The sequence below is a fragment of the Serratia sp. BNK-4 genome, from assembly GCF_048685115.1.
In the GTDB taxonomy this organism is placed as follows: domain Bacteria; phylum Pseudomonadota; class Gammaproteobacteria; order Enterobacterales; family Enterobacteriaceae; genus Serratia; species Serratia bockelmannii.
This window is the reverse complement of the sequence record NZ_JBLQTM010000001.1, coordinates 1,689,620-1,709,170: the sequence shown is the minus strand read 5'-3', so window position 1 is coordinate 1,709,170 and position 19,551 is coordinate 1,689,620. Positions and strand designations below refer to the sequence as shown.

Here is a 19,551-nt window from a genome sequence, read left to right as displayed (position 1 = left end):
CAGCCTCCTTTTTATTTAATAATTGACGCCGACAACGACCGAATGCTCGCCGCTCACATCCACTTCAATAAGCGATTGCACCGAGATCCCCGTCGCCTCGAACACGCGCCTGGCTCCACCATAATTGCGTTTTTCCACCACGCATAAGATGCCTGATACATCAGCCCCTGCTTTCCGCACTGCACAAACCAACCCCACCAATGTTCCGCCAGTGCTGATGAGATCGTCCACGATATAAACGTTATCGCCGGGCTCCACGCCGTTCAAAAAGAGGCTGCCGCCGGTATATTCGCAATCGAAATCAACCTGAACCTGTCCTTCAAGACCGGATGGGTACCAGCGGGCAATGCCGTATGGCAGGCCTGAAAGCAGCGAAACGGCAGCCAATAAACCGCCTCCTTTGTCTTCTTCCCCCACCAACTTGGTACCAGGTGGAAATTGCGCCGCATCGCAGACTCGCCTGGCTGCTTCACGCAAGAGTTCAGCCGGGGTTGCCGGGATCTGTTCCGTCAGAGCATTCAGCAGAAATCGCCGCCCTTGAATCTCCACCAAAGGCTGCCGATCAAAAGACGCCTTGAGGATGTCCTCTTGCCCACTCTCAGCCGGCACCTGCACGCGAAGGCGATCGGCATCGGCGACAGCGTCAAAAAAGGTTTGGAGTCGCACAGGGTCCTTACGGCGCGCGGACCGGGAGACGCCAGAACAGACATCAATGGCCGTGGGGAAGCAGTGCTGAATCAGATGGCTGACATTGCCGGTATGCAGTCCGCCCGCAACAATTACCGGCCGCACAAATGTTTTGTTTTTCAACAAACTCCAATCGAATGGCTTTCCAGAACCGCCGCTCAGCCCCTCGACCTGTGTGTCCAATAGGTATGCACTAACCTGATAGTCGTTTATCCTGTCCAGAGCCAAAGTGCTTTCGAGATGGAAACTTTTAATGACCGGGACATCAAATGCCTGGCAATACTCATTCGTTTCGTCACCCTGAAGCTGAATCGCTGCCAGGCCGCAATAACATATAATGTTTTGCACCCATTCCCTGGGTTCATTGACAAACACGCCGACCACCTGAGTAAAAGGCGGCAATCGTTCAATGATCGAACGGGCTTCGTCGGGCGAAACCTGGCGTGGACTTTGTGAAAAAATGAACCCCAATGCATTGGCCCCCGCGTTTAATGCCGCCAGAGCATCCTCATGGTGTGTGATGCCGCAGACTTTTACTCTCGTTCTCATTCATCGTCTCCTTGAATCGTTTAAGAACCTGATACGCCCGCCCGTTATCCAATACTTGCCGTACGAGTTTCGCCGCCTCGCCAAAGGAGTGCGTTTTTCCAGCCAACACCAGCGCCGTCGCTGCGCTCACTATAGTCGCGTTGCGATGGGCACCCCGCTCGCCGTTAAGCACTGCCAGGCAGATTTTCGCGTTACGCTCCGCAGACCCCCCTCGCAGCGCCCGTAATTCACAGGCTGGAACTTCAAAATCATCCGGTTGCACAGAAAACCGACTTACGCATCCATCACTTACACACAGGACCTGGGTTTCTCCCAGGCAGCTGACTTCATCCAAATCTCCTGCACCATGTACGATAAAAGCCGTCACCCCGCCCAACCTCACCAGCGCCTCAGCCATGGGATACAAAAGCGAAGCATGCGCAACGCCTATCAGTTGGTGCGTCACGTTAACGGGATGAACCAGCGGCCCACTCAGATTAAACAGGCTACGAACCCCCAAAGCTCGCCGTACGACAGTCAGCCGTTCAGGAAACGCATACCAAGACGAAGTAGAGAGAAACGCGAAGTTGCTCGTTGCCAACGACCGCCGCAGCCATGCTTCATCACCCTTGCGCGAAACATCAATTCCCAATGCCGACATCATATCGCTGCTGCCGCTGACGCTGGTTACGCGACTATTTCCATGCTTGATCACTGGCACACCGGCCGCGGCCACAACCAAGGCTGCCGTGGTGGAAATATTGAAGGTCCCGCTCCGGTCTCCTCCGGTACCACCGATATTCAACGTAAGCGGCAAACCGCTTACCAATGGCCGGCAACGTGCCGCTATTGCGTCAACCGCACCGGCGATCTCATCAGCGGACTCGCCCTTTTGTGCCATAGCGACGAGCAACGCGCCGATCTGCATATCATCCAATTGCTGTCCCAGCATGGCCTGGACCAGATCTCGGGTCTGTTCCCGGCTCAAGCTAAGCCGTTTTTCAACCAAGATTTGCAAGACGTTTCTGAATCTCTCTTCCAGCGGTTTTATCGACAGCGTTGCGTTCATGTTTCCTCCAATCCCACCCGCAAGAGATTCATAACCTCAGTCAAACTCTGAATACTGCCAAATACATAACCGATGTTCTCAAGCGCCGCCTCATGTCGCACTTGACGCGTCCCCGCGACGCACTCGCGCGGCACTATGACGCGATAATCTAATTGCATGGCGTCCTGAGCAGTCGCACGAACACAAACATCCGTGGCAACACCGGTCAGAACGACGGTATCTACCCCCATTCCACGCAGCAGAAGATCCAGGTCGGTGGCGAAGAACGCACTGTAACGGCGTTTGATTAATACCTGATCGCCAACCTGTGGGGATAAGTCTGCGATGATCTCAACGCCACGACTCCCTTCGAGGCAATGAAGTGTCTCGCCGTAGTCAAGCTCCCGGCCGAAGTCCACACGGTTGACGCGGTGACTTTCCTGGGTATAGATCACCGGGATGCCCGCACCGCGCGCAAAGCTCAACAAAACTTGAAGCGACGCGATAATCTCCCGCCCTCCTTCGCAAGGAACAGGACCATCTTCATCCAGAAAGTCGTATTGCATGTCGATCACCAAAACGGCAAATCGACGTGTCCGATTGGGGGGCTGAGTTGCTTTTTGACGTTGCATCTTTCTCTCCATGAATGACCGCACGGTGCCGATATTCGGTCTGGGTCAGGCGAAATACGTCGTGACGATCTCTTGCAATGCGCGATGGCTTTCACGTACGGGTTTCAATTCATCCAAATGATCGAACCCCATGACATGCAACACACCGAATCCGCCAGACAGCGATTGCATTTCTTCTATGCGTTCACGTACCGTCTCCGGCGATCCAAGGAGCCAGCAATGCTTGGCGCAATACTCGACGGTGACTTCACTGTCGGGTACATCCGGGTGATGTTTGAACAAACCAAGCGCCTTGTTGCCGGCGATCATCGGCAAGTAATCCTCACGAAAGTAACGTCCCATTTCGCCTTCGACAGCAAGCCGCCATGCTTGCGCATCTGTGTCGGCGATCAGAATAGGACGACTGACACGCCATGTATCCCTGGCCGGAGGAACCCTTCCATTCAATGCGGCGCCCTCTTCAACAACTTGCCAATGGGTATGGAGATACTGCGGCGTAAAACAAAAGCTGATAGGGATCCAGCCATTACGACCGGCAATCTTCAACGTCGAGGATGAAGGTGAAAGGCCGGTCACGCCTACTGGCGGATGGGGTGATTGATAGGGCTTGAGGTGATAACCGGAGGTTTTATCCCACTGATCCGCCGGCCGACGCGCTGTCCAATACTTACCTTTAAATTCGAATGGCCCATCGCTATTCCAAAATCGCATCATGATCGCTATCGATTCTGCCGTCATCTCCCGATGCACACCCGACTTATGATCTATGTCGAACATGTCGAGATCCAACGTGGTACCGCTGGCGCCAATTCCCACCATTAATCGCCCCTTCGATATATGATCCAGCCAACAAATGCGATGAGCCAACTCGGCTGGATGATGAAACGGCAGCATAAAGGCGCCCGGCGCCAATTTTATGCGCTCAGTCTGCAAAATGGCTTGAGCGATGAGCAAATCTGGAGAAGGGCACGGTTCAGCCGGCATCGTATAATGCTCGCCAATCCAGGCCTCATCAAAACCGATTTTGTCCAAAAACCTCAAGGTATCAAGATCGTGGTAATGCCCATCGTGCAACGAGCGATAACGCGGATGTGCCGGCATTAAAAATGCGCCAAGTTTCATGTTCGATTATCTCCTTGAAGCGTAAAATCCCGATTAGCACGTGATATACGGCAAATTGACATTCAACCCATCAATTTCATTCAAATTAAAAATGAATTAATACTTAGACATTATTAAGTCGTAAAATTAAACACCTGAAAAAGTTAACCACGAAAAGTTAAGATGATTATTGAACATTACTTTCCCCTTAAGTATATAGTTGTATAGACAAGGCAATGGCAACACGAAATTGCTTAATTTGTGATCAATAACAAATTCATAACAATTAGCCATGAAGAAAAAAAGACATTACTGGTTCAAAAAAAGAGGCAACGTGAAGTGTGCAAAAGTGAGACAAAAAATGGCTAACCTTACTGTTAAATAAAGAAAAAACAAACATCCCCGCGTGAATGATTGTGAGAAAGATGAAACATTTCTCCCAACTTGGTTTATTAACATAAGGAAACAACCAAATACAATAATTAGAATGACACGCATTTGTAGTTATATTCCAAGTGAATAATTAAACATAAATGCATTTTTAAATATGATGGATTATATTTTTATTTACGCTTTACTCATTTTATTGAGAAAGGTATATTTACCAAACATCAATATAATAAATATCTCTGGAGAAATATCTTGCAAAATAAACTCACCATCCTCGCGGGCATAGCCACAATTATCGGCACCCTCTTCGCTGGTTATTCTGCCTTTTCATCTTCAACGGAAACACGCAGTCAGTTCGTTAATGGCAGCGCGAATACGACGATTGGTAGTAATAGCGGAAATATCACCATCACTAACACACCGGGTGAAAAGGCGCCTCAGCTAGTGCTGAAGCGGCCGATGCCTTTAATTGCTCAACCCAATATGGGTAACTTGTTGGAACCCACCAAACATATTTGCCAGCTCATCGCCGGCACACAGGTCGCATTGACAGGTAAAAGCGCTGCAATGGACATCGGCAATGCGGAATGGAAAGAAATCTCCATCATTACCGGCGAATGTGCCGGTCAGCGTGGCTGGATCACCTCAACGGCGCTCACCTACCAATAATCGAGTGATATTGCCCCCTTCATTCCGCTATCGGAGCCGACACTCACCGCGCCCGCAATACCCGATCGATCAATCCCCAGGCCGCCGCCTCGTCGGCGGTCATAAAGCGATCGCGATCCAGCGCCCGCTCCACCGCTTCATCACTCAGGCCGCAATGTTGGGCATACAGCCGGATCACCCGCACTTTGGTGCGCTTCATCTCTTCGGCGTGGATCAAGATGTCGGACGCCTGCCCCTGAAAGCCGCCCAGCGGCTGGTGCACGTGCAGGCTGGCGTTGGGCAGAGCCATGCGGTGCCCCGGTTCGCCGGCCATCAGCAGGAATGAGCCCATCGAACGCGCGGTGCCCATGCACAGCGTATGCACCGGCGCGCGGATATACTGCATGGTGTCGTAAATCGCCAGCCCGCTGGTGATCGCCCCACCCGGCGAGTTGATGTACAGGTGGATCGGTTTTTCCGGGTTTTCCGCCTCCAGAAACAGCAACTGGGCACACAGCATTTCGGCCACGTCGTCATTGACCTCACCGTTAAGGAACACGATCCGGTCGCGCAGCAGGCGCGAATAAATATCAAAGGAACGTTCTCCCCGGCTGGTCTGCTCCACCACCATCGGGACGAGCATCATCTTCTCACGCATCGGTGAACTCCTGGGTTGGCAACAAAGAGAAATGTGTTTAACGCGTCAGGCGGCGCGCATCATCATCGTCGGGCCGTCGTTGACGGCGTCGAGCCGGTGGATCACCCGCAACAGGCTGCCGCCGCCGGCATCCGGCACGATCTGCAGGGTGACGACGCTTTCGAGAAACGGCGGCTGGTCGTCGCGCAGGCGATAGCTCACGGCTTCGCCCGGCGTAGTGGCCAACGGCTCGGCCTGCGCCAGATCCCCCGGCGGCAGCCACTGCTCGCGCAGTTCGGGAATACTGAGCGCCCGCCACACTTTTTCCGGCGGCGCCTCGAGCGCATACTCCAATACCAGCCGATCGCGCGGCGGCGGCTCAACCCGTTTATTCATTGATCCATGTCCTTCAGCAAGGTTTGCAGCGCGTCGATGCGCGCTGGCCAGTAGGCGCGGTACTTCGCCAGCCACTGGGCGATCTGCGCCAGCCCGTCCGGGTCGACCTGGTAATTAACGCAGCGCCCCTGCTTCGCCTCACGTATCAGCCCGGCATTGCGCAGCACCGCCAGGTGTTGCGACATCGCCGACTGGCTGATGGTCAGCCCTTCGCGCAGCGCGCTGGCGTTCATGCTGCCGGCGGCAAGTTTGTCGAAGATACCGCGGCGGGTCGGATCGGCCAACGCCTTGAAGATGTCATTTTCGTTCATACAAACACATTAGTATTCACTTATGTATTATGCAAACGCCGGGGCAGGAATTTTTTCCGTGAAACGAGACTCCGCGCCGGAACGCGGAGCCGATAGAAGAGAGATTACAGCGGCTTATTGCAAGCGGGCGTGGTCAACGTGGGTTGCCCGGCCGGCGCCCCTTCCTGCGCTTCCAGCGCGAGGCGCGCCAGCGGCATGTCTTCGTGGTAGCGCGCCTCGGCGTTCAGGGTCTTCGAGTAGCGATTGTACTTCCACCAGGCGTAGCCCAGAAACACCACCAACCCGCCGACATTATAGAACACGATGGTCATGATGCTGGCGCCGGTCGGGAACGTCGAGGCGAAGAAACCGACGGTGAAGATGGCGATCAGCACGCTGACGATGGCGATGCCCTGCAGGCGCGAGCCCATTTTGAAATCGCGCGCCACCCGGTCGTACTTCAGCCGCAGATTCAGGTAGGCCAGCATGATGAACAGCGGCGGCAACATCGAGGCGGCAGCGGTCATGTTGATCAGCGTGTTCATCAAGTCCTGCACGCTGCTGGAACCCAACGTCGGGATCAGCATCAGCGGGATAACGATGAAGAACTGGATCCAGGCCGCGCGCGTCGGCACGCCGTGCCGGTTCAGGCGAATGGTTTTCTCGCCGAAAATGCCCTTCGGGATTTCGGTGAAGAAAATCTTCACCGGCGCCGCCGTCCACATCAACAGCGAACCGAACATGGCGGTGAAGGAAACAATGCCGACAAAGCGGTTCATCAGCACCGTCGGCAGGCCGAAGTGCGCCGACAGGCCTTCGAACACCTGTACCGTACCGCCGGTAAAGTGCAGGTCGGTGCGGTGCACGAACACGTTGATCAGCAGCGAAGACACCGAGTACAGCACGCCGATGAACAGCCCGGAAACGATGATCACCTTAACAAAAGCGCGGCTGCCGCCTTTCACATCGTTCACGTACACCGCCACGGATTCCGCCCCGCCCGCCGCCTGGAAGATCCAGGCGGTAATGCCGAGGAACGCCCAGTTGAAGTTCGGGGTCATCGCCTGCACGTTGATCGGGTCGGCCGGCTCGATGCCGCCCAACACCGCCGCGCCCGCCAAGATGATGTAGGAAAACGTCAGCAGCAGCATCAGCGACGAGGTCACCGAGGTCATCGGCCCCAGCAGTTTTGCGCCGCTGTTAGAGATGTAGGTCGAGAAGGCGAACAGGAAGATGCTGATGATCGCCGTGGTCAGCGGCGTAAATACGTAGTCATAGCCTAAAAACGCGTAAGAGGCGTAGGCGATGACGCGCGGCAGCAGCGCGGTGAAAAAGAACAGGTTCACGAACCAATAGGTGTAGGCGGTGATAAACGCCCAGCGCCCGCCGAGCGCGCTTTTCACCCAGGCATAGACGCCGGCCTCGGAATTGCGGTTGAGCGAGACGAATTCGGCGATGATCAGGCAAAAGGGAATGAAGTAAATGATCGTCGCCACCAGGAACACCGGCGACGAGGCGACCCCGAGCTGAATATTGTTGTTAATCACGTTGTTGAAACTGAACACTGCCGCAAACGTCATCGACAGCAAGCCAAACTTGCCGATGGTGTTTCTGTTCGACGCAGCCATAGAGATTCTCCGAATGGTGTAGGGGACTTCGGTTTGTTGTTATTGTTCGGCGGGCGCGCTATTTATTGACGAAATAGCTGTCTTCCACCGTCACTTTTAAAATGACTTTTTTTATCTTGCCGCTTTCTGTGAAGCGGTGAGCCTGGTGGTTTTCGAAAATCACCACGTTGCCTTTACCGACCCGGCGCCGCTCGCCTTCGCCGCTGAAAAACTCGCGGTCGGTTTCGTCCTGATAGGGCGCCACCGTCGTCAGCGCCCGCTTGTCGGCGACCTCGACGGTCTCTTCCCCGTCGAGGTAATAGTGCACGTCGAAGTAACGGCGGTTGCCCTCCAGCCAGCCGTGCTGCCGGCCGGCGCCGACGCTCAGCCGATACGTCAGCGAGTCGCCGATCGAATGGCATACGTTCGGACTGATGCGATCGACATTGGCGATCGCCTCCATGCAGCGCAGCCACTTCTTGCCGCTGTGATAAATGCGCTGAAATTCCACCAGGGATTCGAGAATGATCATGCGTTTTCCTCCGCAGACTGCGGGTGGTGATGAGCGGGCGTGAAGTCATAACCAGCGAGCGTGGCGCCCTGCGTTTGCCGACCGTCGAACGGCACCAGCGTGAAACCGTAGCTGAACGGCGCCAGATAAACCCGGTGGGTATCCAGCACTTCGGAGCCCCAGGAGTTGGAGCCAAGGCCGAGGATCTGGTCGTCCAGGTTCAGCGTCAGGCAGTCGCTCGGTTCCAGCTCGTTGATGTGTTGGGCCTGGTGCAGCCTCTCGGCGCTGTAGGGCCACAGGCTGAAGTTGATCGGCCGCCGCGGCTGGATGAAGATCCCCTTGCCCGCCGCGTCCTGCAGGCTCAGCCAGCGCACATCCTGCCGGTTGCCGTTGTCCTGCGGGAACGGATAGTGTTCGAACAGCGCGTCGGCGCGCTGCCGGTAGTGGCCGATGAGGTTGGCCCGGCAGCTGTCGCGGTAGTTCTCGCCCGGCCCGCGGCCGTAGTACTCCACCTGCTCGAAACGGCGGCTGATGCCGAAATCGAGACCGATTTTCGGGATAATCTGCCGGAAATCGCCGTAAGGCTCACCGGACAGATCCAGGCTGACGTAGCCCTGCGGTGAGATGCGCCAGCGGTAGGTGCAGCGCATGCCGAAGTCGAACACCGGCGGCGCGATCAGGCTGTGCACCTCGAGCAGCAGATCTTCGCCCTGCCATTGCCGGCTGAGGCGGCGGAAGTGCTGCTGCATGATGGGGAAATGTTGCGGCAGCCAAATCCCCTCATATTCTTGTTTATGGTTATCGATCACCGGTTTGAAGAAGGTGATGTGCGGCGCGCGCCCCACCACGTCTTCACCGTCTACCCGCCACGACAGCAGTTCGCCGCTCAGCAGCGAGAACGCCAGCTGGAACCGGCCGCCGCTGACGATCAGCTGATGATTGTCCTCGCGGCATTGCAGCGCCGGCGCATCGGCCAGCGGCGGAGCCGGCTGCCGCGTCGCCGCCTGGCGCAGATGCTGATAATGCCCCAGCCGCTGGCCGCTCTCGCTGTAACGGGTGGCGCTGTCCTTATGCACCGCCACGTCGATCAGCGTTTCCCCTTGCCCCAGCGCCAACACCGGCAGATGCATGTCTTCGCTCTCGCCCGGCTGCAGATGCGGCAGCTTGAATTCGTAACTTGCCACCTGGCGGCCGTCGGTCTTGACGCTGACCTTCAGCGTGATGTCCGCCAGCGAGCTGAACCAATAGCGGTTTTTCACCCGCAGCACGTCGCCTGCGCCCTCTTCCGCCGTCACCTCCACCGGGCACAGCACCTGCTGGTATTCACGCAGGCCGGGGCCGGGGCGCTGATCCGGGTAGATCAGGCCGTCCATGCAGAAGTTGTAGTTGTTCGGGTAGTCGCCGTAATCGCCGCCGTACTGGTAGCGCTCGCGCCCCTGCTCGTCGTGGCTCAGCAGGCCATGATCGCACCACTCCCAGATGTAGTGCCCCTGCAAACTGGCGTGGCGGTTGAACACCGACTGGTATTCGAACAGCCCGCCGGGGCCATTGCCCATGGCATGGGCGTATTCGCACAGGATGCGCGGTTTGGGGTACGGGTATTCGCCGAAGGCGTTCATCATCGCCACGCGGGAATACATGGTACTGATCACGTCGGTCACTTCGGCGTCGCGATCTTCTTCATAGTGGATCAGGCGAGTCGGATCGAGCGCCTTGCAGCGCCGGGCCATGGCGCGAATGTTGCAGCCGTAGCCGGACTCGTTGCCCAGCGACCAGATGATGATCGACGGGTGGTTTTTCTGCGCCGCCACGTGGCGCTCGATGCGCTCGACGTAGGCGCTCTCCCAGCGCGGATCGTCGGTGATGCGGCTCAGATCGCCGACGTTGGCGAAGCCGTGGCTTTCCAGATCGGTCTCCGCCATCACGAACAGGCCATAGAGATCGCACAGCTCGTAAAAGCGCGGATCGTTGGGGTAATGGGCGGTGCGCACCGAGTTGATGTTGTGCTGCTTCATCAGCACGATATCGCGCTCCACCCGCGCCATATCGACGGCGCGCCCTTTAAGGTGATCGTGATCGTGGCGGTTGACGCCGTGCAGTTTGAAGTAGCGCCCGTTGACGTACATCAGCCCGTCGCGCACCGCGATCTCGCGGAAGCCCACCCGCTGAGGCACCACGCCCAACAGGTTGCCGGCGCCGTCATACAGGCTGAGCAGCAGTTGATACAGGTAGGGATTTTCCGCATTCCACTGCTGCGGGCGGCTGACCGGCAGTTCGAAACGGCAGCTTAGCGCTTGCTCGATGCGCAAATCGTCGCGCCACTGCTCCGCCACGCAGCGATCGCCGTCGAACAGCTGTGCCTGCAGGCGGCAGCCCTCGGCGGCCTGCGATCCGAGATGATGCAGTTCGGCATCGATCGCCAACTGCGCGTCGCAATAGCGCTCATCAAAGGTGGTGACCAACGTCAGGTCGTGAATGTGGGTGGCGCTCTGGCCAATCAGATAGACGTCGCGGAAGATGCCGGCCATCCACCACATGTCCTGATCTTCGATGTAGGTGGAATCGGCCCACTGCATCACCCGCACCGACAGCAAGTTCTCGCCCTGCCGTACATAGGGGCTGATATCGAACTCGGCGCACAGCCGGCTGCCCTTGCTGAAGCCGACATAATGGCCGTTGACGTACACCTCGAAGTAGGTTTCCACGCCGTCGAATTTGATCAGCACTTGCTGATCTTGCCAGCCGGCATCGAGCGTAAAATGGCGCTGATAGGCGCCGGTCGGGTTATTGGTCGGCACGTAAGGCACGTCGATCGGGAACGGGAAGCCCTCGTCGGTGTACTGCAGGTGGCCATGCCCTTCCAGTTGCCACATGCCCGGCACCGCCATATCGCCCCAGTCACTCATCGGCTCGCGGTAAAACGCCGCCGGCACCTGCGCCGGATGCTCGAAGAAGCGAAAGCGCCAGCGGCCGCTCAGCAGCTGGAAGCGTCGGCTGGCGTTGCGATCAAAGCTCAGCGCCTGCCCGGCATCCGCATAGCTGAAGAAGCTCGCGCGCGGCGGCAACCGGTGCTCCGACTGTTTTCCAATGTTTTCCCAATTATTCACGTCACGTCTCCCGACACCTGTGCAATGCGGAAACGATAGTAAATATTTAGTAAAAACTACAGTTGATATTTACCAAATGACGACAGGATCACAATAAATCTCAAATATCTTTTTTTATCATGACGTTAATTTTGGGCGCCAACGCCCCCCGCCGAGGCGGGGACCGGTCAGGCGAGGGTGGTGTCGCGCAGCTGCAACGAGCTGGGAACGAAGATCGACAGCGGGACGGCGCGCTCATCGCGCAGCCGCTCCGCCAGCAGGTTGACGGCCTGTGCGCCCATGGTTTCCGAAGGGATGCGCACCGTGGACAAGGCGGGGAAAATAAAGCGGGCAGTGGGAATGTCGTTGACGCTGATGAGCGCGATCTGCCCCGGCACCTGAATGCCGTGTTCGTGCAGCGCGCGCAGCACGCCGATCGCGATCGAATCGGTCGCCACCAGCAGCGCCGGCGGATAGCCATTCTTGCTCTGCAACATCGCTTTCGCGCACTGATAGCCCGACTGGCTGCTGAAATCGCCGTGGTAGATATCCTGCGCCCGTACCACATTTTGCTGCCGGCCATACTCGACGAACGCCTGCTCGCGCTGGTCGATGCCGGCCGGAGCGTCGCGCCCGCCGATAAAGCCGATGCGCTGATAGCCGCGGCCGATGAAGTAGTCGATCACCTTGCGGCTGATCTTGTACAGGTCGACATTGACGCAGTCGAAACGCTCGTCGTCCACCACGCCGTCGATGAACACCACCGGCGTTTCCTGCTGCCTGATCTGCTCATACAGCGCGGGCTGCGGCCGGCCGATCACCAGCAGGCCGTCGGCCGCCGGCAGCGCCTTGTCGCCGTTGAAGTCGTAACCGGCGCTCAGCGCCACGCCCAGCTTTTCGCACTGCGTTTCGATGCCGTAACGCATCGCCAGGTAATAGGGATCGTTGATCTCCACGCCCTGCGTATAGGTGAACAGCGCGGCGAATTGCAGGCGTTGCCCGCTCTGCCGTTTGGAAGGCGCAATCTTGTATTCGAGGCGCTCCGCCGCTTCCAGGATCTTCTGGCGGGTTTGCGCCTTCACGCTCAGGGTGGGATCGTCATTCAACACGCGCGAAACGGTGGCGACGGACACATTAGCAGCTTCAGCAATTTCCTTCAGTGTGGCCATAGAGTCCCAATGCACAGACGAAAAACGGTAGCTTAATCGGATAGCGCCGCGGCGTACAGCGCCGCCCGCGCCCTCTCCTTCCCAAATCGGGCCAGAGCACGCTCATGCCAGCCGTTGCCGGGCGCCTGCAGCGAAAGATACCCATTTCGTCCGCTGTGATCAAGTTAACGCTTTACTGATTAAAGTGTATTTTTTACTAAATATTTTACTAATATACCTGCCGTTTACCGCTCTCTACGATCGGACTTTTTCTCTTCTCCCAGGGATCCGGGAGCGACCTCGCGTGAGCCGCCGCTCGGCTGACGTTCCGTTCCATCCAACACCAGGCCTATGCCCCATGAAATCACTAAATCATCACGCCCTGTTGCCCTGGTTGCTGCTCGTTAGCGCGCCCGTCTGGGCGGAGCAAGAACCTGTCACCCCGGCGGAGCGCAATCAGCTGCCGCCGCCGTCGTTGCCCGAAACCGCCGCGACCGCCCTGCGCTTTTACGGCGAGCTCGGCATCGGCGGCAGCGTCTATTTGAACGGCGAACATCAGCATCAATACAGCGACGGCACCTATATCGAAGGCGGCCTGGAGATCAAACAGGGCCACTGGTTCGGCCTGATTTACGGCGAAGGCTGGACCGTGCAGGCGGACAGCCAGGGCCATGCCTGGACGCCGGGCCACGGCTGGGGCGGCTTCGAGGGTGGGTTAAACCGCTTTTACGGCGGTTACCGCACCGACGACGGCACCGAGATGATGCTTAGCGTACGCAACGACTCGTCGCTCGACGATCTGCAATGGTGGGGGGACTTCACGCCGGAGTACGGCTACGTGATCCCCAACACCCGCGATCTCAGCTACGCCGCCAAGCTGCAAAATCTGACCGGACGCTTCCGCTACAGTGTGACAGCGGCGCCGGAAAGTCGTATCGACGAGAGCAAGGCGCTGTTGCACTTCGGCAAATACGATCGCTATTCCGACAAGTACACCTACCGGGCGATGATCAACGGTTACACCCAATACGATCTGCAGGACAGTCTGACGTTGCTGAACGGCCTGGAAGTGACGGACGGCCTGGGGCAGCTGTTTTTGCTGGGGCTGCGCGGCAAACACCTGGCCGGCCGCGTCTGGCACCACACCGGCAAAGGCGACAGCGGTGGCCACCCCGGCAGCGAGTCGGGCCTGATGCTCAGCGCGATGACGGAAACCGCCAAAGGGCTGTATCTCTCCACCGCCTACAGCTACGCCCGCCACCGGTTTGATAACGCAGCGGATACCGCCACCTCATACGCCCAGTTTGGCGTCTGGTACGAATACGCCGGCGGCAAACTGGCCACCGCGCTGGACAGCAAGTTCTTTATGCGCAATGACAGCACCGGCGCCAGCAACTCGGTGTTTCTGATGCAATATTTCTATTGGTAACCGTTGAGGCTCCTACGATGAACATGACTCCCCTGACCCCGCTGGCCACTGCCCTCGTGCTGATGCTGACGGGCTGCGCGCCGAAAATGCCCGACGCCCCGCTGGCCGAGCGCTACCCAAACGTGATCGATCGCCACGGTGCGCCGCATTCTATGCTCGACTACGACTTCGACGATCACCAGCGCTTCAACCCATTCTTCGATCTCGGCGCCTGGCACGGCCACCTGTTGCCGAGCGGCCCTGAAGGCATGGGTGGCTTCCCCGGCCCGGCGCTGCTGACCGAAGAGTACATCAACTTTATGGCCAACAATTTCGATCGGCTCAGCGTCTATCGGGACGGTAAACCGGTGCATTTCACCATGACGGCCTACAGCCTGCCCGGCGCCCTGGTGCAGCGGCTCAGCGCGCCGGGCGTGACCGTCAACCTGACGCTGCGCTTCGCCGCCGCGCGCACCTCGTTGCTGGAAACCCAGATCCTGACCGACGCGCCGCTGGAGCTGGTGTGGGACGGCGAATTGCTGGAGCGCTACGCCGCCAAAGAGCAAAAGCCGCAGCCGCCGGCCACCGTCGAGCAGGCGTTCCCGAACTACATGCGCCGCATTGTGCCGACGGCGGACGGCCTGCGCGTCACCTTCGGCAAGGTGCGTGCGCCGTCGCAGCTGATGACCTCCGGGCAGTCCGAGTATCAGATCCATAAATCGCTGCCGCAGCGCACCACGGTCGATGGCCACCGCTTCCGCGCCACGGCGCGCATCGCCGGCTCCACCACGCTCTATACCACCTACTCGCACCTGCTCACCGCCGAAGAGGCGCAGCGTGAACAACGCACTATCGCCGACATCCTCGCTCACCCGCAGCGCTATATGGTCGCGTCGGCCCAACGCTGGGAACGCTATCTCGCCGACGGGCTCAGCAACCCGCACGCCACGGCGGAACAAACGCGCGTAGCGGTCAAAGCGATAGAAACGCTGAACGGCAACTGGCGCGGCGCAGCTGGGGCGATGAAGTTCGACTCGGTCACGCCATCGGTCACCGGGCGCTGGTTCTCCGGCAATCAGACCTGGCCGTGGGACACCTGGAAACAGGCCTACGCCATGGCGCACTTCAACCCGGACGTGGCCAAGGACAACATTCGCGCAGTATTCGCCTACCAGATCCGGCCGGGCGATGCCCTGCGCCCGTGGGATGCCGGTTTTCTGCCTGACCTTATCGCCTACAACCCCAGCCCGGAGCGCGGCGGCGACGGCGGCAACTGGAACGAGCGCAACACCAAGCCGAGCCTGGCGGCCTGGGCGGTGATGGAGGTCTATCGCGTCACCGGCGATAAGGGCTGGCTGGCGGAGATGTACCCGAAGCTGATGGCCTACCATGACTGGTGGCTGCGCAACCGTGACCACAACGGCAACGGCGTGCCGGAGTATGGCGCCACCCGCGACAAAGCGCACAATACCCCCGACGGGCGCATGTTGTTCACCGTCAAGCGCGGGCAGCGCGAGCAAACGTTGGCCGGCCTCGACAATTACGATCGCATCGTGCGCGAGGGGCGGTACGACAGCATCGAGATCCCGGCTCAGACCGCCGCCTCCTGGGAATCGGGCCGCGACGACGCGGCGGTATTCGGCTTTATCGATCCGGATCAATTGGCGCGCTATGTAGCGCAGGGCGGCAAACGCGAAGACTGGCAGGTGAAATTCGCCGAAAACCGCGCGCCGGACGGCACGCTGCTTGGTTACTCACTGCTGCAGGAATCGGTGGATCAGGCCAGCTACATGTACAGCGACAACCGCTACCTGGCGGAGATGGCCGATATTCTGGGCCGAGGCGCCGAAGCCGCCGCCTTCCGCGCCAAAGCCGACCGGCTGGCGGCCTACATCAACACCTGCATGTTCGACAAGCAAAGCGGTTTCTTCTATGACATCCGCATCGAAGGCCGGGCGTTGGCCAATGGCTGCGCCGGCAAACCGATCGTCGAGCGCGGCAAAGGGCCGGAGGGCTGGTCGCCGCTGTTCAACGGCGCCGCCAGCCAGACGCACGCCGATGCGGTGGTCAGGGTGATGAAGGATCCGCGCGAGTTCAATACCTACGTGCCGCTCGGCACCGCGGCGCTGACCAACCCGGCGTTCGGCGCGGATATCTACTGGCGCGGCCGCGTGTGGGTCGATCAGCTGTATTTCGGTCTCAAGGGCATGGAACGCTACGGCTATCGCGATGACGCGGTGGCGATGGCGCAGGCCTTCTTTCGCCACGCCGACGGTCTGATCGCCGACGGGCCGATCCGCGAGAACTACAACCCGCTCACCGGCAAGCAGCAAGGCGCGCCGAACTTTTCCTGGAGCGCGGCGCACCTGTACATGCTGTATAACGACTTCTTCACGCAATAAGCCGCAGCGGCCACCGCCATCGTTGCCCGGCGGTGGCCCGCGTTTATGAGCGGATCGGGATCACCAGCACGTCGATATTCAGCTGGTTGATGGCGTTGCGGGTGGAAGAAAACAGATTGCTCCACAGATCGTGGTGATGGCCGAACACCAGCAGATCGATGTTCTTATCCACGACTGCCGTGCGCAGTTCGTCAACGAAGCCGCCGCGCCCAATAATCACTTCCGCGATCGGGTAATTGACGTTTTGCGTGGTGGGCTCCAGCTCTTTGCGGATCTTCTCTTCGAACGGCACGCCGTTATCGCTGCGCTCCGAAAAACCGATCGCCGCGTGGTAGGTGTCGTAGTGAACGTCGACATAGATCAGCGAGAGTTTGGCCTGCAGCGCCTCCGCCAGCCGCGCCCCCTTTTCGACCAACCGTTTGCCGTCATCGCTCAGATCGGTGGCGATGACAATATGGTGATAACACATAGCGCCTCCTGTCATGGACTCGGTAGAGCCGAGGCTCCGATATCACGTCAGGGCATATCGTTATGGTTAATTTTAGTTCAGAAATGGCGCGTACGACGGGTGGCGATGCGGTGGGAAAGCCCCGTTGCCGGGGCTGAAGGTAAAAATTACTTCTCGCGCTGCGCCTCAAACCAGACGTTGCACAACGACAGGATCAGCGTGTTGGCGTCTTTCACCAGCACGTTATCGCCGGGCACCCCATCGGTGCCCTGATCGGTGATGCCTTTGATGGTAGTATCCGCATGCTGAATGACCACGCGTTCGACCGACGGCGTGCTGATGCCCAGCATCGGGAAATCGATGTAGGAGCTGCTGCCGGAATTGTCCTCGACAAACTCCTGCGCTTCTACGGTGCTGACGGTGGCCCCTTCGCTTTTCAGCGCCGTGCCGTTCCAGCTGAATGCATCCGCCTTATAGCTGATTTTGCCGCCGATCAGGCTCTGCGCCTGCTGTTGATCCCAGCAGCCGGTGGTCTGGGTCGGCACGATCTTGCTGACGCGCCAGTTGCCCAGCAGCTGTTTAGGGATCGGTCCGGTATCGCTCTCCGCCGCCCGAACCTGAGTCGCCGAGACGCAGGCCAACACCACCAGCGGCAACAGCGCCTTGCTCCAAGTGTTCAATCGCATTGTCTATTCCTTCGTTTCAGTACCCAGTCTGCCCTTGCGGGCCAACGGCTATCATAATAAGCCCGCCGATTCGCCGTCAAAACAATCCGCACCGTGCCGGGCAGCGGCCGCTCATAGCTAATCGCTATGAGTCATAGTGAATCAGTATTTTGTTTTAGCCCAGCGATTACCTACAGTCACTGCCACTATTCTGCCTGCAAAAATTAGCAGGCAATGTTGACAAGGACCCTGGGAAAATGACATTTACGCTGAAAAACCTCACCCTGGCGCTGGCCGCCGCCGGCACGCTGCTGCTGACCGCCTGCGGCCCGACCGCACAGGACGATCACCACATCAAGGTCGGCATCAGCGCCGGCATCGATCAGTCGCTGTGGGCGGTGGTGCAGAAAGTGGCCAAGCAGAAATACGATCTGGACGTGGAGGTGGTGACCTTCAACGATTACGTGCTGCCGAACGAAGCGCTGAACAACGGCGATCTGGACGTCAACGCCTTTCAACACAAACCGTATCTGGACAAACAGATGCAGGAGCGCGGCTACAAGCTGGCGGCGGTAGGCAACACCTTCGTCTACCCGATCGCCGGCTATTCGAAGAAGATAACCGCACTCAGCCAACTGCCGGACGGCGCGCAGGTGGCGGTGCCGAACGATCCGACCAACCTGGGCCGCTCGCTGCTGCTGTTGCAAAAACAGGGGCTGATTACTCTGAAAGACGGCGTCGGCCTGCTGCCGACCGCGCTGGACATCGTCAGCAACCCGAAAAAGCTGAAGATCGTCGAGATTGAAGCGCCGCAGCTGCCGCGCGCGCTGGACGACCAACAGGTGACGCTGGCGATCATCAACACCAACTATTCCAGCCAGATTGGCCTGTCGCCTGCCAAGGACGGACTGTTTGTCGAGGACAAAAACTCGCCGTACGTCAACATCTTCGCCAGCCGCATCGACAACAAAGACAGCGAGAAAGTGAAGGATCTGGTCAAGGCCTATCAGACCGATGAAGTGGCGGCCAGCGCCACCGAAATCTACAAGGGCGACGCCGTCAAAGGCTGGTAATGCCTCGCGTAGGGCCCGTGGCGCCCGGCCACGGGCCCTGCCAACCTCAGCCGCGCTGGATGGAAACGCCGCCGTCCACCAGCATCGCGGTGCCGGTGACGAATGAGGAGGCGTCAGACGCCAGATACAGCGCCGCCTGTGCGATCTCCTCCGGCATCGCCAGCCGCTTCAGCGCGTGCAGTTCGGCCACCTGCGCCAGCGCTTCCGGGGTATTGCTCATCTGCCGCCCCATCGCCGTGTCGGTGCCCCCCGGCAGCAGCGCGTTCACCCGAATGCCGCGCCCGCCGAACTCCACCGCCAGCGCCTGCGTCAGGCCGATCAGCCCCGATTTGCTGGCCGCATAGGCCGCCGTACCGGGAAACGCCGCGGTGTGGCCGACGAACGTGGAGGTGAAGATCACCGAGCCTGCGCCGCGCGCCAGCATGGCGGGGATTTGATATTTGGCGCTGTAGTAAGCGCTGGACAGGTTGGTTTCCAGCACGTCGCGCCATTCTGACGTGCTGTGCGCCAGCGACGGCCCCAGCGGCCCCAACGTGCCGGCGTTGTTGAAGGCGATATCCAGCCCGCCGAACTCATCGACGGCCGTCGCCGTCAACCGTTCGGCGAAGGCTTCGTCGCGCACGTCACCGGCTACCGCCAACGCCCGGCCGCCCTCGCGTCGAATGTCCTCTACCAGCTCGGCCAACAGCGGCTCGCGCCGCGCGCCCAACACCAGCGCTGCGCCCTGCCGGGCGAATAGCAGCGCCGCCGCTTTGCCGATCCCCGAACTGGCGCCGCCGATCACCGCCACCTTGCCGTTTAATGCGTTCATCGCTCATCCTCACGCGGTTTAAAGATCCTCAGTGT

18 protein-coding genes are annotated in these 19,551 nt (G+C 58.9%); 4 read left to right on the top strand and 14 right to left on the bottom strand.

From position 1 onward, the window contains the following. Positions 1-15 precede the first annotated feature (15 nt). Genes ACMGGW_RS08265 through ACMGGW_RS08250 form a run of 4 tightly spaced genes read right to left on the bottom strand, consistent with a single transcriptional unit; the run spans position 16 to position 4,017 of the window. Entirely contained in the window at positions 16-1,236 is a 1,221-nt protein-coding gene (locus ACMGGW_RS08265; protein ID WP_141997795.1) for a hypothetical protein, read from the bottom strand. Beyond that, positions 1,196-2,284, bottom strand: a complete 1,089-nt coding sequence (gene trpD / locus ACMGGW_RS08260) for an anthranilate phosphoribosyltransferase (protein ID WP_197832170.1) — start codon at positions 2,282-2,284, stop codon at positions 1,196-1,198. The genes ACMGGW_RS08265 and trpD overlap by 41 nt, the downstream gene beginning before the upstream one ends. Beyond that, positions 2,281-2,895: a cysteine hydrolase family protein gene (locus ACMGGW_RS08255; protein ID WP_046686883.1), complete on the bottom strand. Its 615-nt coding sequence runs from the start codon at positions 2,893-2,895 to the stop codon at positions 2,281-2,283. The genes trpD and ACMGGW_RS08255 overlap by 4 nt, the downstream gene beginning before the upstream one ends. 45 nt (positions 2,896-2,940) lie before the next feature. Next, positions 2,941-4,017, bottom strand: a complete 1,077-nt coding sequence (locus tag ACMGGW_RS08250) for an LLM class flavin-dependent oxidoreductase (protein ID WP_072271514.1) — start codon at positions 4,015-4,017, stop codon at positions 2,941-2,943. A gap of 621 nt (positions 4,018-4,638) precedes the next feature. On the opposite strand from ACMGGW_RS08250, the gene ACMGGW_RS08245 reads away from it, so the two are divergent. Next, positions 4,639-5,055: a hypothetical protein gene (locus ACMGGW_RS08245; RefSeq protein WP_046686881.1), complete on the top strand. Its 417-nt coding sequence runs from the start codon at positions 4,639-4,641 to the stop codon at positions 5,053-5,055. A 43-nt stretch (positions 5,056-5,098) separates the two neighbouring features. Here the strand turns inward: ACMGGW_RS08245 and ACMGGW_RS08240 are convergent, their stop codons facing one another. The 7 genes from ACMGGW_RS08240 to ebgR all read right to left on the bottom strand — a co-directional run bounded on the left by ACMGGW_RS08240 (position 5,099) and on the right by ebgR (position 12,730). After that, the gene (locus tag ACMGGW_RS08240; RefSeq protein ID WP_060447302.1) at positions 5,099-5,692 is read right to left on the bottom strand and encodes an ATP-dependent Clp protease proteolytic subunit; all 594 of its coding nucleotides are present in this window, start codon (positions 5,690-5,692) and stop codon (positions 5,099-5,101) included. A gap of 45 nt (positions 5,693-5,737) precedes the next feature. Then, positions 5,738-6,067, bottom strand: coding sequence for an SRPBCC family protein (locus ACMGGW_RS08235; RefSeq protein WP_025302474.1), 330 nt, complete (start codon positions 6,065-6,067; stop codon positions 5,738-5,740). After that, entirely contained in the window at positions 6,064-6,378 is a 315-nt protein-coding gene (locus tag ACMGGW_RS08230) for an ArsR/SmtB family transcription factor (RefSeq protein WP_025302473.1), read from the bottom strand. Before ACMGGW_RS08230 ends, ACMGGW_RS08235 begins: the two co-directional genes overlap by 4 nt. A gap of 104 nt (positions 6,379-6,482) precedes the next feature. Then, positions 6,483-7,985, bottom strand: a complete 1,503-nt coding sequence (locus ACMGGW_RS08225; RefSeq protein WP_049204167.1) for an amino acid permease — start codon at positions 7,983-7,985, stop codon at positions 6,483-6,485. 58 nt (positions 7,986-8,043) lie between these two features. Next, on the bottom strand, positions 8,044-8,496 hold the full coding sequence (locus tag ACMGGW_RS08220) for a beta-galactosidase subunit beta (RefSeq protein ID WP_043141575.1): 453 nt from the start codon (positions 8,494-8,496) through the stop codon (positions 8,044-8,046). Then, entirely contained in the window at positions 8,493-11,582 is a 3,090-nt protein-coding gene (gene ebgA, locus ACMGGW_RS08215) for a beta-galactosidase subunit alpha (RefSeq protein WP_164100191.1), read from the bottom strand. Before ebgA ends, ACMGGW_RS08220 begins: the two co-directional genes overlap by 4 nt. A 167-nt stretch (positions 11,583-11,749) precedes the next feature. Then, on the bottom strand, positions 11,750-12,730 hold the full coding sequence (gene ebgR, locus ACMGGW_RS08210; RefSeq protein ID WP_089195774.1) for a transcriptional regulator EbgR: 981 nt from the start codon (positions 12,728-12,730) through the stop codon (positions 11,750-11,752). 337 nt (positions 12,731-13,067) lie between these two features. Between ebgR and ygjJ the strand changes: the two genes are divergently transcribed. Continuing rightward, on the top strand, positions 13,068-14,138 hold the full coding sequence (gene ygjJ, locus ACMGGW_RS08205) for a protein YgjJ (protein ID WP_127146187.1): 1,071 nt from the start codon (positions 13,068-13,070) through the stop codon (positions 14,136-14,138). A gap of 17 nt (positions 14,139-14,155) precedes the next feature. Then, positions 14,156-16,519, top strand: coding sequence for an alpha-glucosidase (gene ygjK, locus ACMGGW_RS08200; RefSeq protein WP_127146188.1), 2,364 nt, complete (start codon positions 14,156-14,158; stop codon positions 16,517-16,519). A 43-nt stretch (positions 16,520-16,562) separates the two neighbouring features. Here ygjK and ACMGGW_RS08195 read toward each other — a convergent pair whose 3' ends face one another. Together ACMGGW_RS08195 and ACMGGW_RS08190 are read right to left on the bottom strand one after the other, a co-directional pair. Continuing rightward, complete coding sequence (locus ACMGGW_RS08195; RefSeq protein ID WP_025302472.1) at positions 16,563-16,988, bottom strand: universal stress protein; 426 nt, start codon at positions 16,986-16,988, stop codon at positions 16,563-16,565. A gap of 146 nt (positions 16,989-17,134) precedes the next feature. After that, the gene (locus tag ACMGGW_RS08190; RefSeq protein ID WP_025302471.1) at positions 17,135-17,653 is read right to left on the bottom strand and encodes a hypothetical protein; all 519 of its coding nucleotides are present in this window, start codon (positions 17,651-17,653) and stop codon (positions 17,135-17,137) included. A gap of 236 nt (positions 17,654-17,889) precedes the next feature. Between ACMGGW_RS08190 and metQ the strand changes: the two genes are divergently transcribed. Further along, positions 17,890-18,705: a methionine ABC transporter substrate-binding lipoprotein MetQ gene (gene metQ / locus ACMGGW_RS08185; protein ID WP_043141591.1), complete on the top strand. Its 816-nt coding sequence runs from the start codon at positions 17,890-17,892 to the stop codon at positions 18,703-18,705. Positions 18,706-18,751: 46 nt separating this feature from the next. Here metQ and ACMGGW_RS08180 read toward each other — a convergent pair whose 3' ends face one another. Beyond that, positions 18,752-19,516 (bottom strand): SDR family oxidoreductase, encoded by a 765-nt coding sequence (locus tag ACMGGW_RS08180; RefSeq protein WP_197832171.1) that lies wholly within the window; start codon positions 19,514-19,516, stop codon positions 18,752-18,754. Between the last annotated feature and the right edge of the window lie 35 nt (positions 19,517-19,551).